This is a genomic window from Arthrobacter sp. RT-1, from assembly GCF_003367205.1.
In the GTDB taxonomy this organism is placed as follows: domain Bacteria; phylum Actinomycetota; class Actinomycetes; order Actinomycetales; family Micrococcaceae; genus Arthrobacter.
This window is the reverse complement of the sequence record NZ_QRGQ01000050.1, coordinates 168,849-183,525: the sequence shown is the minus strand read 5'-3', so window position 1 is coordinate 183,525 and position 14,677 is coordinate 168,849. Positions and strand designations below refer to the sequence as shown.

12 protein-coding genes and 2 pseudogenes are annotated in these 14,677 nt (G+C 60.5%); 9 read left to right on the top strand and 5 right to left on the bottom strand.

Annotation, left to right across the window (positions count from 1 at the left end):
- Positions 1 to 102 precede the first annotated feature (102 nt).
- Positions 103 to 1,032: a MinD/ParA family protein gene (locus tag DXK94_RS21130; RefSeq protein ID WP_258868659.1), complete on the top strand. Its 930-nt coding sequence runs from the start codon at positions 103 to 105 to the stop codon at positions 1,030 to 1,032.
- 35 nt (positions 1,033 to 1,067) lie between these two features.
- Here the strand turns inward: DXK94_RS21130 and DXK94_RS21125 are convergent.
- Positions 1,068 to 1,533: pseudogene (locus DXK94_RS21125) on the bottom strand (Lrp/AsnC family transcriptional regulator); the annotation flags it as partial.
- 158 nt (positions 1,534 to 1,691) lie between these two features.
- On the opposite strand from DXK94_RS21125, the pseudogene DXK94_RS21120 reads away from it, so the two are divergent.
- Together DXK94_RS21120 and DXK94_RS21115 are read left to right on the top strand one after the other, a co-directional pair.
- Positions 1,692 to 2,131 (top strand): annotated as a pseudogene (locus DXK94_RS21120) (thiamine pyrophosphate-dependent enzyme); the annotation flags it as partial.
- A gap of 252 nt (positions 2,132 to 2,383) precedes the next feature.
- Complete coding sequence (locus DXK94_RS21115) at positions 2,384 to 3,199, top strand: MBL fold metallo-hydrolase (protein ID WP_115526447.1); 816 nt, start codon at positions 2,384 to 2,386, stop codon at positions 3,197 to 3,199.
- A 279-nt stretch (positions 3,200 to 3,478) separates the two neighbouring features.
- Here DXK94_RS21115 and DXK94_RS21110 read toward each other — a convergent pair whose 3' ends face one another.
- The gene (locus DXK94_RS21110; RefSeq protein ID WP_258868658.1) at positions 3,479 to 4,021 is read right to left on the bottom strand and encodes an ANTAR domain-containing protein; all 543 of its coding nucleotides are present in this window, start codon (positions 4,019 to 4,021) and stop codon (positions 3,479 to 3,481) included.
- Between the two features lie 1,239 nt (positions 4,022 to 5,260).
- Between DXK94_RS21110 and DXK94_RS21300 the strand changes: the two genes are divergently transcribed.
- Complete coding sequence (locus DXK94_RS21300) at positions 5,261 to 5,707, top strand: hypothetical protein (protein ID WP_147294418.1); 447 nt, start codon at positions 5,261 to 5,263, stop codon at positions 5,705 to 5,707.
- Between the two features lie 198 nt (positions 5,708 to 5,905).
- Here DXK94_RS21300 and DXK94_RS21100 read toward each other — a convergent pair whose 3' ends face one another.
- The 3 genes from DXK94_RS21100 to DXK94_RS21090 form a co-directional block, all read right to left on the bottom strand.
- Positions 5,906 to 6,370 carry an Lrp/AsnC family transcriptional regulator gene (locus tag DXK94_RS21100; protein WP_115526444.1) on the bottom strand — a complete coding sequence of 155 codons (465 nt, stop codon included), beginning with the start codon at positions 6,368 to 6,370 and terminating at the stop codon, positions 5,906 to 5,908.
- 195 nt (positions 6,371 to 6,565) lie between these two features.
- The gene (locus DXK94_RS21095; protein ID WP_115526443.1) at positions 6,566 to 6,787 is read right to left on the bottom strand and encodes a hypothetical protein; all 222 of its coding nucleotides are present in this window, start codon (positions 6,785 to 6,787) and stop codon (positions 6,566 to 6,568) included.
- A gap of 412 nt (positions 6,788 to 7,199) precedes the next feature.
- Entirely contained in the window at positions 7,200 to 7,814 is a 615-nt protein-coding gene (locus DXK94_RS21090; RefSeq protein ID WP_181884902.1) for a metalloregulator ArsR/SmtB family transcription factor, read from the bottom strand.
- Positions 7,815 to 8,386: 572 nt separating this feature from the next.
- On the opposite strand from DXK94_RS21090, the gene DXK94_RS21085 reads away from it, so the two are divergent.
- From DXK94_RS21085 to DXK94_RS21065, 5 genes are all read left to right on the top strand, one after another.
- The gene (locus tag DXK94_RS21085; RefSeq protein WP_115526441.1) at positions 8,387 to 9,892 is read left to right on the top strand and encodes a sugar transferase; all 1,506 of its coding nucleotides are present in this window, start codon (positions 8,387 to 8,389) and stop codon (positions 9,890 to 9,892) included.
- A 70-nt stretch (positions 9,893 to 9,962) separates the two neighbouring features.
- Positions 9,963 to 10,991, top strand: coding sequence for a GDP-mannose 4,6-dehydratase (gmd, locus tag DXK94_RS21080; protein ID WP_115526440.1), 1,029 nt, complete (start codon positions 9,963 to 9,965; stop codon positions 10,989 to 10,991).
- A 4-nt stretch (positions 10,992 to 10,995) separates the two neighbouring features.
- Entirely contained in the window at positions 10,996 to 11,967 is a 972-nt protein-coding gene (locus DXK94_RS21075; protein ID WP_115526439.1) for a GDP-L-fucose synthase, read from the top strand.
- A gap of 71 nt (positions 11,968 to 12,038) precedes the next feature.
- Positions 12,039 to 13,343 carry an O-antigen ligase gene (locus DXK94_RS21070; RefSeq protein WP_147294417.1) on the top strand — a complete coding sequence of 435 codons (1,305 nt, stop codon included), beginning with the start codon at positions 12,039 to 12,041 and terminating at the stop codon, positions 13,341 to 13,343.
- A complete protein-coding gene (locus tag DXK94_RS21065) occupies positions 13,337 to 14,617 on the top strand; it encodes a hypothetical protein (protein ID WP_115526437.1) in 1,281 nt (426 codons plus the stop codon). Before DXK94_RS21070 ends, DXK94_RS21065 begins: the two co-directional genes overlap by 7 nt.
- Positions 14,618 to 14,677: the final 60 nt, after the last annotated feature.

Below are 14,677 nucleotides of genomic sequence, written 5' to 3'. Positions count from 1 at the left end.
CCGGATGCTGCTGACGAAAAGCTGTCGTCGAACACGGGTAGTGAGACTCCTGCCTTCCGACGTAACCGGCCAACCGTTGCCGACGCCATTGCAGAAAGACCAATGCCGGACTTCATTAGCTCGCCAGGGCTGTTCGTGAAGGAGCAGAAGCCGCGTCCCCTAGGCGGGTTCAGAGGTGCCGTCTACAAGCTGACCGGCGGGGCCTGGAATCTGGGCCCTGGTGCAAAGCAGCGCCAGGAAGACGAACTGGCCCGCCGCATCTCCCGCCAGCTGCAAGGCAGTTACAACACCGCAATCCTGAGCCTTAAGGGCGGGATCGGGAAGACTTCGACGACCGTTGGAGTGGGCTTGACTCTGGCTGAGTTTCGAGGCGACGCGCCCTGCGCAATCGATGCCAACCCGGACTCGGGCGATCTGGTGGAGCGCGCGCTGGGCGAGGGTATTTACCAGCAGTCCAGCCCCCGCACTATTACGGACTTGCTGGAGAACATCGATTCCGTCGATTCGTTGACGGCCCTAGCAAAATACATGCATCATGCAGGCCGGTTGCACTTGATCGCAGGGGAGCAGGACCCGGAGGTTTCAGACTCATTGACTGCGGAGGAGTACCTTCGGATTCGCAAGCTCGTGTCCAGCTACTACTCGGTGGCTCTGACCGACTGCGGTACCGGGGTAACCCACAATGCCATGAGCGGAATTCTGCAGTCAGCGGACAACCTTGTGATCGCGGCGGGCTATGCGGTCAGCGGTGCCAAACGCGCCCGCAGCACGCTTCACTGGCTTGCCAACCATGGCTACGAGGACTTGGCAAGGAATGCGATCGTCGTCATTACGGACAAAGACGAAGTGTCTTCACGCGTGGACAAGGATGCCATCGAGGAGCACCTCTCCGGCATCTGCCGGGAGCTCATTGCGGTCCCGCATGACCGTGGTGTGGCAGATGGGGACCTGGTTACTCTGGACGTCTTGAAGCCAGACACGCGTCGGGCTTACAAGGAAATTGCCGCGGCCATCGTGGACGGGTACCGGTAGTAACTGCAGCCCGAGTTTGAGGATGTGCCTCGACACCGCGTGTCCACGTCCTCGAAACACGAGAAAAGTCTGCGTATCCAGCACTCCCGGCATGGACTGCAGCTGGTCGAAGATGACCCGGCGGAGGTTGATGTTGTCCACGGCGCGCGGGCCAGCAGGATCACGTCGAAGTCGCCGCCCACCAGAGCTATGTGGTGTACCTCGGGGATGGCGCCCCAGATGGTCGCGCAGTTCCCGCCAGGCGTCCTGCTTCAGTTTCAGCGTCACGTAGGCGGACGACCGAAGCCGGCCTTGATGGGATCCACCACGGCGGTGCACCGGGACAGTATCCCGTCAGAAGTGAGCCTCGCGATCCCGGCTATAGGCGGGCGGCCGGGAGATGTGCACGTTCTCCGTCACCTGCGTCACGGACATCCGGCCGTCCCGGGTGAACTCGGCAATGAAGCTGCGGTCGATGTCGTCCAACGGCGCCGGCTCCGCCCGGGAATCCTTTGCTGCCATTTCGTCCACAACCCATGCCCGCAACCCAGCTCACATTTTCGAATCGTCTCCAAGCGTAGGCATCGTTGAACGAGTAGAACAACTTCTCCATTATTTCTGTAGCTGCTGGATACGAAACCTGCCCCGGGTCAATAGTGGGGACGAATAGTGGATAATGCCCGGAGCGCGACCAGGGCGCCGAACCCGGCCACGAGTACCCCGTGCCCTGTGATGCTGAACTGCTGGCTGTGCATGAGCAGCTCGTCGTCGGACGCCGCGTTGACGACCAGAAGTCGGCGTCTGTCCCGCAGGGCGGCATGCCGTCTACCCCTCCAGCCATGGCCAGGAGGCCTGCCAGGTGGCGGCTGCCCTGTGCCTGCCCGACGGTGACTGGATTTTCCCCACCTACCGCGACACCGTCGCCGTGCTGGCCCGCGGCGTGGACCTTCAAGATGGTGTGAATTCGCTCGCCGTCCTAGACCTGGCCGTGAAACTGGCCAGGGAAGGCTCCGGCCCCCTGCTTGTGGAGGCGGACACCCACCGGATGCAGGCCCGCACCAACGCCGACGACGACACGCGTTGCCGGGAGAGCGCTGAAGTTGCTGAATGGCGGGCAAGGACCCGGTGAACCCATCAACTCGCTGCATCCTCGGACACCATTATCTGAAAAGGCTGAGGGATTCGAGCGAAGTTTCCCGCGCTGTAGAGCGACATTCCCGAAGGTACACACGATTCATAGCTAGTCACCGGAGCGGGCGGCGGCCTGCCAGCCGCCGCCGTACTCGCTGTGCCTGCCGGGAACTCCAGAAGTGATGGGTAGAATCGGGGGCCAGACGAACGAACACTGCTTTGCCGGAGGTACGGAGAAACAATGTCGGAATGGCTCGAAGTCGGTACGAACAATTATGTGCTGGCCACCGAAGGATCGCTGCTTAATACGGGGCTGATTGTGGGATCCGAACGGGCCATGGTGATCGACACCGGCTGCGGTCCTCGGCAGGGCCGGGAGCTCCTAGACGCGGTTCGGGACAAGACCCAACTGCCTCTCGTCGTCGTCAACACCCACGCCCATTACGACCACTTCTTTGGCAACGCAGTATTCGCCGAAGCCGGCGTCACCGAATTCTGGGGTCATCAGAACTGCGCCACCGAAATTAATGAGCGAGGGGACCTCCAGCGCCGCTTCGTCGGGACGCTGGAACCGGAGATGTCCACCGGGGAAGGCCAGAACGTGGAACTCGTGGTGCCCAACGCCATCGTGAAGGACCAACCCGTCCTGGTGGACCTCGGTGGGCTCGCAGCCACGCTGTTCTACCTAGGCCGCGGCCATACCGACGGTGACCTGCTGGTGGGCACACCCACTACCCTCTTCGTGGGCGATCTTGTGGAACAGGGCGCTCACCCGTCTTTCGAAGACTCCTTTCCGGAGGAGTGGGCGGACGCGCTCCGGCACATCTCAGCGCTGCGCCACCGCTACGAGTTCCTTATTCCCGGGCACGGGAAGCCGTGCAGCGACCAATTCGTCAAAACCATGGCCAACACCATGACAACCGCTGTTCGCCAAGCACGCCAGTCAATCCGCGATACTCCGAGTGATGCCACTAAGGCAATCCCGGTCCTGCCCTATGGACCGGAACAGTCGCGCTGGTTCATTAAGCGCCTCCAGGAGACCCGCCGGGAGCATTAGCTTGCCAGCTCCTGAGGGCTTGACCGAACCCTCGGGCGATCCTTCACGCAATCCTGCGCCTGATCGCGTAGCTTGTCGATTGTCATGCAGTGCAGAGCAGTACGGAGGGAGCAGGACATGACCATCACTGACTACGTTGTAGCCCTTGGCGGGATGCTGGGATCACTCGGGGCCATAGGCATTCTGGCCGTTGGACTCATCCGTGCCAAAGCACCTCACTAGCCGGAAAACCATAGCCGGTTGACCCCCGGAGCCGCCGTAGCGACGCGACGAAGCTCACTACGCCAGCACCGGCGGCTCGAACCGTGTCCCCGGCGAGCCGCCGGCCATTGCCTTGAGGATGTTCTCCGCAACGCTCCGGACCTTGAGGTTCCGCTGGCGCGATACTCCGGCAAGTTTGCTGAACGCCTCGCTGTAGGAGCAGCGGTTCTGCGCCATGATCACCCCGCACGCCACGTCGATGGACGTCCGGCTTTCCAGAACCGTCTTCAGGTTGTCCCCGGCAGACCGGACGCTCCGCACCTCCCGAGCCAGCTTCATACTCGACGACGCAACCTCCGCCAGCCAGTTGGCCTCGCCCACGAGCTCGGGCGTGAACTCGAACCCCGCCGGACCGAGGAACACCAAGGTGCAAGTTGTTCGTGCCTCAAGCTCCAGCGGAACAGCCAGCGCTCCGCCGTAACCCGCGCCCGCCAGTCGGCGCCGGTACGCCTGCCACCGCTGGGGCGTGCCGCCGGTTGTCACCACCACCGGGCCTGCCGTGGCGGCTGCCTGCTCCATGGGACCGTCGCCGTACCGGTCCTCGGAGGACGCCACGTTCACAGCCGGGCTGGTGTTGCCAGCAGTGACGGGGGGACTTCCCGCACACACCATTGTGGCGGCACAGTCAACCCCCGTCCCCGCCGATCCTGTTAGGGCCAGCGCGGCAGCATCAGCCAGCCGCTGTACCGACGCCAGTTCTGTATCCGCTCCACTAATCAGGTCCAACAGAAACCCAGGGCGTTCGGTGCGCTTGCTTCCGGATGCCGGCTGTACTGTCACGCTTCTGCCCCCACTCGACGATCGCTTCCGCACCGCAACAGCGCGGGCCCCTTCCTCGAATCTAGGGGTGAGCCCGGGCGCGGACACGAGTAGCCGGTACTCTAGTTTTCCGGCTAGTTCTGGCCAGTACTTGCTTTACTCTATGGGCGCCATAAGACGCTGCAGAAATGCCAGTAGGCGTCGAGCTAAGGCTCCGAGCACTCCGAACGCAGGCGGGGGGATGCTATTGCCGCACTATCTGCCGAATGCACTGGGTAAGGGGTAGAGGGACTAAAAGTCCTACCGACTGCACAACCAAACGCTGGCAACCAACATGCTCCGGGCAGGCGCAGAAGGGCAGTCATTAGGGAATTGGCTAATAAGGGCATTATGTTCCTCGGTACCAAGCCTAGGCGGTCATTCCGCCGCCGAGACAATGACCGCCTGGGCTTGGCGGTGGTGGCTTAGGTGATCATTTCAGCGTCAGGACGGGCAGTAGTCGAAGGCGCCGGCGACCTTGGTTGTCGAGCGGTGACACCGCTACCGTGGCCTGTCCCGTCCCCCCGAAGTTGCTGCACAGCAGTATATGGCTCGGCACCAAGAGCGACGTCCGCGCCGTATCCCGTGCCGTGGTCGCAGCGCCAGCGGTATAGAAGTCGCCCACGAGCGCAACAGTGGTTGTCGCCGATGTAGGACCACTAACGGCCTGTTTGCCTCGTAGTACTGCTGCACCTTTTCCGAGAAAGGCACGGGTCGCCAGCGCAACCATAGGTACCGGCCAGAGTGCCAGCCACGGCGGCAGAGGAGCCTGGGGGACTACGCGCATTCATACAGCGTGGGATAATTGAGCCCCTGCCGCTAAACACCAGCGCGCTCCTTGAGCACCTACATGAACAGTTGGACTTCATCGATAGCTCCTGCTTCTCTTTCGATGCGGGAGCCAAACATGAGGCAAAGCGCCTAGCGACCCACGTGCGGGTGTTGTTGCATGACACTCCCCGGAGCACCAGCCTGCTGGCTCACATGGAGCTTAAAGAGGGCATGGAATTCACCGAAGGCGTGCCAGCCCACGTATTGGAAGCCGCTAGAAGGGCCAACGGAGCCGGCACGTTTCCGGGGCTAGCCGTGATTGAGATATCCGGCGGCGGGGCGCGGTTTGTTCCCACATTCCGGGCTTTGCCGCTTGGATCCGTAACGCTGCCTTTTGACCCCTGGTGGACTGAACAGCGAATGTTTGACCCGCAGGGAAACGCGGTCAGCCGGAAGCAAATAGTTACGTGGCTCGCGAACAAAGACGGTGGAGCGCACATTGACGAGTTGCCGCCGACCTACGAGGCGCTTTCCCGCAACGGCTCGATGGGCCTCACGTACGACCCTGCAGGTGACGATGCCGGCACTTGTCCTTCGCCGATTCCCGCCGCGATGAGGCAGATCGCCGAAGAAGTCCGCATCTCGGTCCGGCGCAGGATTCCGGAGCGGGAAGCATAAATCCGGTTATTGTCGTTGCCATTTTAGACAAAGTATCGCCCAGTTTCATGAAGGTTGAGCTGCCATTGTTGGTTTTTGAGCTTCGAGCTCTTGATGACGCTCCTCTTGCCAGGCTCGTGCATTAGCGCAACGCGCGGCCCCCTCTTGAGTATTCAGCTGGCACCCCTGACGCTGCGGTGTCCGCACTCGTTCGCAGGGTCAGCGCGTATCCACGTCCTCGAACACCAGGAACGTCTGCGTGTCGAGTACTCCGGGCATGGACTGCAGCTGGTCGAAGATGACCCGCCGCAGGTCGATGTTGTCCACGGCGCGGACCAGCAGGATCACGTCGAAATCGCCGCCCACCAGGGCAATGTGGTGCACCTCCGGGATGGCGCCCAATTGGTCCCGCAGTTCCCGCCACGAATCCTGCCTCAGCTTCAAGGTCACATAGGCGGAGGACCGGAGCCCGGCCTTGATGGGATCCACCAGTGCCGTAAACCTGGACAGCACCCCTTCACTCGTGAGCCGGCCGATCCGGGTGTACGCATGCGCCCGGGAGATGTGGACGTTCTCCGCAACCTGGGTGACGGACATCCTGCCGTCCCGGGTGAGCTCGGAGATGATCTTTCGGTCGATGTCGTCCAACGGCACGGGTTCCGTCCCGGCATCCCTGGCTGCCATTTGTCCACGGCCCCTGTTCGGCGAATTCTGGTGAGACTTACAATTCGTCTTCCAGCATAGGCAGAATCAGCCAGCTTCTCCACGGAACCGGCAGATGCTGGATACGAACCTCCCACGGCAGGGCACTGGCAGTGGATAGTGGCTTCAGGAAGGCCGGTAGCAACGGGTCGCCGTCAGGAGTGCGGATACGGGACGTTACCGCCGTTGGGCATCATGCAGTTCCGCTGCCCGCCGGATGAAGTCGCAGTCGCTGGGGGAGAGGATGCTTTCACCGTGCCGGTCCTGTTCGAACTCGGCTCCGGTGGCTTTTTTGATCTCCGCCGCGATGGTCCGGGGGAGGATCCTGCACCCCGGATTGTCCAGCAGCCACTGCCGCGTTTCTGGCTCGAGCCGGTCCCACAGCTTGTCGATGCCCATTACAGTTACCCCACTCTTGTCATTCCCGGTCCATGAAATGCCGCCTCGCCCACGGGACGGATGACGCAAGTCCCCAGTCCCCGCCAGCCGCAGGGAAGGCTGGCCGCGAAGAGTGATCCAGAGGCGGAGGGGACCTCACTGTCCCCTCCGCGTCCGTCGCCGCACCATGAGCCCCCAACCACGGGAAATCCCTGCCACCTGATGCGGAGTTTTCTGCCTGTAATGAACGGAAGAAATCTTCCGGACATTGACCGATTGACCTTTTCGTCAATCGCGACCATCCGAGTGTGGCCCTCCCGTTGGTGAAGGTCAAGGGCTCATTGAAAAGAGATGAACATTTACTCGAAGGGGCAGGCCGGCAGCATTGGGTTTCTTCAGCAACCGGGCAGGCAGGCAAGGGAGTGCCGGGGGTTCAGGTGGGGCGCTGTTCCTGCCCGTTGCCAAGTTCGTCCCTGGCGGCTTCCAGGAGGGTGACGCCGCGGGTGCGTGCTGTCCGGAAAAGCTCTGCGGCCGCTTCCTCCGGCGTGCAACCGCGCCGCGCGGCGATCGATGTGCGGGCCTCCGCGATCACCGAGCGCGATGCCAGAAGTGACTCCAGCATGGACAACTGTTCGTCGACTAATGCAGCATCCGGCAACTCCTCCCGTACGGGCTGCAGGGAGCCGTCGGCGGACGCCGTCCGGGCCTGGAGTACGGCTTGGGCGGCGGCGAGCAGGCCGGCGGCCTCTGGGTATGCGAGCCGGTAGACAAGACGCCCGCCGGACCAGATGCGGTGAATCAGCTGCTGCCCGCGCAGCTGGGTCAGGTGCCGGGCAAGATGTGTGTTCTTCACCCCCGTGCCCTCGCACAGCTCCGGGATGGAGGATTCGCCGCGGGAGAGCAGCTCCAGGATCTGCGCCCGCACCGGATGGGCCACGGCCTTGAACACGTCCGCCGCAGCAGACATCGTGGGCCCGGCGCCGCCTCCGTGGACCGGTGCGGCCGTCGGAGCCGTGCGGCTCTCGGAGCCGGTGTTATGGCTGCTCATGTTCTTCGCTCCCTGGGCTATGCACGCCATTATCCTCCGCTCTGCGGTCAACCGTCGGGAGATCACGTCCCTACATTCGGGCATCAGAGTTCGCGGGCAGATTCCGTCGGCTCGCTGCCCCCTGATGAAGGTTCGGCGATAAATCTATGTCGCGGCCCCACGGATTGAGTTGTGTTGCTCACCTTGCAGAAGCCCACTCAAGCCAACCTTCAGGGGCAGCTGGTGCTCTTGTCCGTCTAGATTGCCTAAGCCCTGTTATGGTCGCTGTTCGAGAAAGCGATCACGTCTCAGTCACGCACTGATCATGGCTCACAGCTTAGCTAGGCATATCTAGCCCTTGTGACCTGGAGGCAGAGCATGGCCCCTTTTTTGCCCACCGGCCATCAAGCGTGGCCGACCCCTTGTGCTCGCCGGAGAAGCGGTGAGAGCGACGCGCTTCCGATGCTGAGCATCGGTGTTCCCGAGTGGGTGGACACTGCGCGAGCGAGTGGGTGGGGCAAGCCGATCTGGCAGGCCTGCAGCGCTGCACCTCCTACACCTCTTACGTTGGCGCAGGACCCAACCACCCGGCCATGAGCGTCTCTCGATTAGCACAGCCAGGCACACGGCGTTTGCCGCCCAACCACACCCCATTTCCACGGGTGTTCTCCGTGCCCAAAAAGGGTCTGCAGTCCAGCCAGACAGAGACCCGCCCACCTTGGCGGAGGCTCTACGCTAAGAGGCTGATAGCCGCGGATACGGCGGCAATTTGCGCAACTGTCGTGCTGGCTCATCATGGCCAGGCGGGCTTGGTTTTTCCATCTGTGCTGCTCGTGGTTCTGTGGGCTTCCGCACTGATCATTTCTGACTCCAGGTCCGGAGAAGTCGTGGATGTGCGCATTCAAGAATTTCAACGGGTAGCAGGGGCCTCCATGGCCGCATTGGGGGCTTTTGGCATTGTCACACTAGTGACCAAACTTGAGGTACCCGCAGGATATCTGGAGGTAGTACTGCCGGTAGGAATGCTGGCCTTGTGGCTTAACAGGTTAGTTTGGCGCAAACACTTGACGCGCAAGCGCTTGTCCGGCAGCTGTTGCAACATGGTCCTGGTCATCGGCAGGCGCAATGACGCCGCACAAATGGCCGAGCAACTAACGTCACAGCCGAAGAATGGCTACCGCGTGGTGGGTTTTGGCATACCGGGGCAAGATCCTCGCCCTGACGAGCACTTGCACTTTGACGGTCGCACGGCACCTATTCTGTGGGGCGGCGGCCCTGTCACGACCGCGGCGGGCGCTTGTGGTGCTGACACGGTGGTTGTTGTGGATACTGGCGAATTCAGCGGTCAAGACTTCCAAAGACTGACTTGGGATCTGGAGCCTATGGGCATCCATCTCATCATTGCCCCCCGTCTCACGGGTGTTGCGTCCTCCCGACTGTCGGTGCGGCGATCAGGGGATGTTTTCCTGCTGCATGTTGAGGAGCCGCGATACCGAGCTGCGGAACACTCAGTTGTAAGGGCTTTCGATTGCTGCTTTGCCTTGCTCGCGCTGATGGTGAGCCTGCCCATCATCGTGCTGGCCGCCCTAGCAATAAAGATCGACAGCAGGGGTCCAGTCATATACCGGTCGGAACGTATCGGGGTCAACGGCCAGCCCTTTGTGATGTTCAAACTCCGGACGATGGTCGAAACAGCTGATCAGCAGTTGGATGGCTTGTTGGGCTCCAGCGACTGTGAAGGCCCGCTTTTCAAGATCCATGACGATCCCCGTGTTACGTCAGTCGGGCGTTTTTTGCGGCGCTATAGCATCGATGAGTTGCCTCAGTTCATCAATGTCTTGAGGTCAGAGATGCGCATTGTGGGTCCTCGGCCGCCTTTGCCCCGGGAAGTTGAAACATACAACGGGGACATCAGCCGCAGACTTCTTGTCCGGCCAGGAATTACCGGTGCTTGGCAGGTAAGCGGACGATGCAATCTTTCCTGGGAGCAAGCTACACGCCTGGATCTTGCCTACGTGGACAACTGGTCTTTGTGGACCGACCTATTGATTATCGCGAAGACCTTCCGGGCCGTGCTTAAGCACGAGGGCGCCTACTGATCAACACATGCTGAATCGGATTTCGAATCAAAACACAGGCGAAACCTGGACAAATTAGGGAGAAGCTGGCTTGAGCAAACGTGCGTTTATTACCGGAATCACCGGTCAGGACGGTTCATACCTGGCCGAACTGCTGCTGGCCAAGGGATACGAGGTTCATGGCCTCATCCGACGGGCTTCAACCTTCAACACGGCCCGAATTGACCACCTGTACGTCGACCCCCACGATCCTTCCGCCCGGTTATTTTTGCATTACGGTGACCTTAGTGACGGCGCACGACTCGTGACGCTCCTCGCTGAGATCCACCCGGACGAGGTCTATAACCTGGCCGCACAGTCCCACGTTAGGGTTTCCTTTGACGAGCCTGAACATACGGCCGATACCACCGGCGTTGGTACTATCCGGCTCCTTGAAGCGGTTCGCCTTTCCGGAATAAAAACCCGGTTCTATCAGGCATCATCTTCTGAGATGTTTGGCAGCACACCGCCGCCACAACATGAAGACACGCCTTTTTCCCCGCGTTCTCCCTACGGAGCAGCAAAGGTCTACGGCTACTGGATTACCAGAAACTACCGGGAAGCGCACGGCATGTTCGCGGTCAACGGTATTCTCTTCAACCATGAGTCTCCGCGGCGCGGTGAGACCTTCGTCACCCGCAAAATCACCCGGGCCGTAGCATCCATCAAGGCCGGGGACCAGCAGCACCTTTACCTGGGAAACCTCGATGCAGTACGTGACTGGGGCTACGCTGCTGAGTACGTTGAGGGCATGTGGCGCATGCTCCAAGCAGACCAGCCTGACGATTACGTGCTGGCAACAGGTTCTGGCTACACGGTGCGTGACTTCCTCCAAATTGCCTTTCAGCATGCAGGATTGGACTGGCAGCAGCATGTGAGATTTGATGACCGCTATCTCCGACCATCAGAGGTTGACGCACTGCTGGGCGATCCGGCCAAGGCACGCGAGAAGCTGAACTGGAAAGCGACGATCCAGACGCCGGAACTTGCCCGCCTTATGGTGGATGCGGACATTGCAGCGTTGGAGTGCGCTGGCGGGAATTGGACAGACACAGTGCACCTCCACAGCTGGGAAGCCTAGGCCGATGCCCCAGTCCCCGTATCAACCAGGCGTCCTTGATCGAGACTCGGCCTTCTATATTGCAGGGCACCGGGGTTTGGTTGGCTCCGCCATTTGGCGCCTCCTGGAGTCAAAAGGCTTCACGAACCTGCTGGGAAGGAGCTCCTCTCGACTGGACCTCCGCGATCGCGATTCGGTGTTCGCCTTTTTCTCCGAGGCTAAGCCCCGATATGTTGTCTTGGCTGCAGCGAAGGTAGGCGGGATTGCGGCCAACAGTTCGGCACCGGTTGAATTCTTCAGCGATAACATCAGAATCCAAGCCAACGTCCTGGACGCCGCCCTGAAGCAGGGAGTGGACCGGCTGCTGTTCCTCGGCTCCTCCTGTATCTATCCGAAATTCGCCAAACAGCCTATTCGTGAAGAATCACTGATGACGGGTCATTTGGAAGAAACCAATGACGCGTACGCCATTGCGAAGATCGCGGGAATCCTGCATGTTCAGGCTGTCCGTCGTCAATATGGGCTGCCGTGGATTTCAGCGATGCCAACGAACCTCTATGGCCCAGGGGACAATTTTTCCGCCGCCGCCTCCCACGTCCTGCCCGCCCTCATCCGCCGTTACGAGGAAGCAGCTCGCACTGGCGATGCCGTCGTGACCAACTGGGGTACCGGGGCCCCCCGCCGCGAATTCCTGCATGTTGACGATCTCGCTGCAGCCTGCCTTCATCTGATGGAGAACTACGACGATTCGCTGCACGTCAACGTCGGCACGGGCAGCGATACAACCATCAAAGAGCTTGCCGCCATGGTTGCCACGGCGGTGGGCTATTCAGGCACAACGGTGTGGGACGACACCAAGCCCGATGGAACTCCTCAGAAGCTTTTGGACACTTCGAGGCTTACAGCCTCCGGATGGAGTGCGCAAATTGGTCTCCCCGAAGGCATAGCATCTACCGTCCGCTGGTTCCAGAACAACACCGAAAGTGTGCGGACGTAGACTCCCAACCAAAGCCGGCTGCCTAGACTAGGCAGTTCACGGCCGTGCTAGACCTCTGAACTGGGGTGGACATGGAACGAATGGCGGGCAGGACGGGCAAGGGCGCGGTTCATGCGGTGCCTCTGCCGGTTATGCCGCGTACTGTCACGATTGGGCTGCTCTTTGCGTCCGGGGATTATGCAGGATGGTCCACGCACGGCCCCAATGCCAGGTACCTTGCCGTCCTGTTTCTTGTAGCAGCAGTGATCGCCGATTACCGGCGCACCGTCTCCTCTACGCAACACACGGTTGCCTTGACGTTGCCGGTATATCTTTTCCTGGCATGGCTGTGGGTCCTGGCCATCCGCGCGCTGTCCATGGGGACATGGGCGAACAGTACAACGGTCCTCATCGTTCCGCCGTTAATTATCCTTGCCGCCAGTCTGCTCATCAATTCCGGATGGTCCGCCAATTCCAGATGGCCCGCCGTGCCCAGGACGAACCCCACCTGGATCTCGTACGCCCCTTATGCTGCAGCCCTTGTCTTCGGGGGTCTCAGCCTCATAGACACAATAAACGCTCCATTCGGCAGACCGTTGAATCTACTCAACCATGAAAAGACTTTCATCGCTGTCTACATCCTGCTAATGCCCCGGTACAAAGGCAGCCTGCCGGTCAAAGTCGTGGTCGGAGCAGCGTCGGTGCTTTCCCTATACAAGTATCCCGCCGCAACCACAGTTATCGCCCTTGTCCTGGCACTGGGGGCGCTGGTCCTGCTGCGAATTTCCCGGAACCCAAGGCCGTGGTCTCTTTTAGCATTCTCCCTGTTCTTCGTCTTCGTCATAACCGGCGTCCTGAAGGAACTGCTCGATTCCTTCTATAAGACCATCGGCCGCGGAGACAACAACGAGACGAGACTATCCTTGTGGGACCAGGCTTGGTCCCTCATTCAGCCTGATCCCCTGGCTGGTGGAGCAATGGAGCTAAGAATCACCGGTGTAGGACGGATTGATGGTGTGTTGCAGTTGGTTCCGTTCCACAATTCCTATTTGACGTTGATGGCCGCGGGAGGACTTGTTGCCCTTGTCCTATTTTCAGCATTTATTACTGCAGTTTTTTTCAGGACCTTAAAGAGGCCGCGGCCGTTCCGCACCCGGTATGCGGCTCAATGGCTGCCGGCCATCCTCGCGGCACTTGTCAGTATGACTGTGAACCCGGTTTTGGACAAGCTTGGGTCTGCCGTTTTTGTCTATGTGCTCCTGGCCGTTGCCGTAGTAAATCTGACCCGGGTGAGCCGGGAATGGACTGCCGGTTCGCTTGAAGTGCAAGGTGTCGAACCCGGGTCACAGTACTTTGCAGGTACGCCCTTCGCTGCACCCAGGAAATCGCCATGGTGAAAAGCACCCATAAGCGAGCGCTGGACACGGCTGCGTCGCAGGTTCTCCAGTCAGCTTCGAGCTTCCTGATGACGCTCGGCTTCGCGCACTTTCTCCTGCCCGAGGAGTTTGGAATCCTTTCAGGCATCTGGCTGGTTTGGATGCTCGTGTTATCCATGAACAGATCGGTGTTTGCGGAACAATTGCTGGCACAGGGGGTGGGCCACCGTTCCAAGGGTTATGCAGAGTTCTCCGCTTTATGGATAAGTTCACTCCTTGTTGTCACGGTAGTCGTGATCGTCTGGATGCAGGCGTGGTCGGTGTTGCCCGGCAGCGTGTTCGTAGCACTTTTCATGGCCGCCGACTCCATCCGCTATTGGACCATGGCAACTGGCGAACTCCGTTTCTTTGCCGTGCGAACGTCGCTGACGGCGCTGGAACTGGTCCGTTTTTTCCTGGCTGCAGGGTTTCTGTGGCTGTCATTCCGCTTTCCATTTGTCCCCGGCCTTGCCTGGACGGCGCTCCTGCCGGGGGTGGTCTGGCTTGTCCCGGCCATGCCCGGCTTCCGGAGGTTGCGCTACCGCCATGCCTGCACTTACCTCAGGCGACGTGGCAAGTTCGAAGCATTCATGACCACTCAGTTCCTGACTGTCACGGCTGTCTCCCAGCTATTGCCAATGCTGGCACTGCCTGGGTTCGGCGCGGCCCAGTTCGGAGGCTTGCGCCTTACCCAAAGCATTGTTTCACCGGCGGCCTTGGTGGGAACTGCCTTCCAGCCGGCCTTGATTGCCCTTTTTGCGGAGAAAACGGCGCGACATCAGCGCGTGAGGCTCCTCCTGGGGGCGATTGCCAGCTTCTCGCTGTTCTCCGGCCTTATTGTGGCAGGGGGCGTTCTGGTGGTCGAACTCACGGGACACTATTGGTTTCCCGAAGGCTATCGGGCCGCCTTTGATGACCTCCTGCTGCCGTCCCTCGTTGCAATCGCCTTCATTGTGATCGGGCAACCCGCCGGGGCGTTGCTCAGGGTCATGCGTTGGGGGGGATTGAGCCTGTGCGGCCAAGCGGGGGGCGTCGCCGCAGGAATCATCCTGGTTCTGGTGGTCTTTGGAATGGAAGAGGCATCAATCACTCAGTTTGCGTGGGCATTATCCGGTGGCCAGGCCGTCACCGTTATTCTCACCTATACCCTGATATTCCTGCGTCTTACCCGCCGATCGGCTGCTCAGCTGGCCAGCAGGGGGGCCAGCAGTGGTGCGTCTGCCAGGCGTTCTCTAGTTCGGTCCGAAGAGGAATGAGAACGAAAGGGGAAACATTGACTGCTGCATGCTGGCCCACGAAAGTTTGAGGCCAAACAG

Excerpts from the sequence above, each read along its gene's own strand:
- DXK94_RS21130 (WP_258868659.1), top strand. The coding sequence starts at position 103 with ATGCCGGACTTCATTAGCTCGCCAGGGCTGTTCGTGAAGGAGCAGAAG.
- DXK94_RS21070 (WP_147294417.1), top strand. The coding sequence starts at position 12,039 with ATGGAACGAATGGCGGGCAGGACGGGCAAGGGCGCGGTTCATGCGGTG.
- DXK94_RS21065 (WP_115526437.1), top strand. The coding sequence starts at position 13,337 with ATGGTGAAAAGCACCCATAAGCGAGCGCTGGACACGGCTGCGTCGCAG.
- DXK94_RS21115 (WP_115526447.1), top strand. The coding sequence starts at position 2,384 with ATGTCGGAATGGCTCGAAGTCGGTACGAACAATTATGTGCTGGCCACC.
- DXK94_RS21090 (WP_181884902.1), bottom strand. The coding sequence starts at position 7,814 with ATGAGCAGCCATAACACCGGCTCCGAGAGCCGCACGGCTCCGACGGCC.
- DXK94_RS21085 (WP_115526441.1), top strand. The coding sequence starts at position 8,387 with ATGAGCGTCTCTCGATTAGCACAGCCAGGCACACGGCGTTTGCCGCCC.
- DXK94_RS21300 (WP_147294418.1), top strand. The coding sequence starts at position 5,261 with ATGGAATTCACCGAAGGCGTGCCAGCCCACGTATTGGAAGCCGCTAGA.
- DXK94_RS21095 (WP_115526443.1), bottom strand. The coding sequence starts at position 6,787 with ATGGGCATCGACAAGCTGTGGGACCGGCTCGAGCCAGAAACGCGGCAG.
- DXK94_RS21075 (WP_115526439.1), top strand. The coding sequence starts at position 10,996 with ATGCCCCAGTCCCCGTATCAACCAGGCGTCCTTGATCGAGACTCGGCC.
- DXK94_RS21100 (WP_115526444.1), bottom strand. The coding sequence starts at position 6,370 with ATGGCAGCCAGGGATGCCGGGACGGAACCCGTGCCGTTGGACGACATC.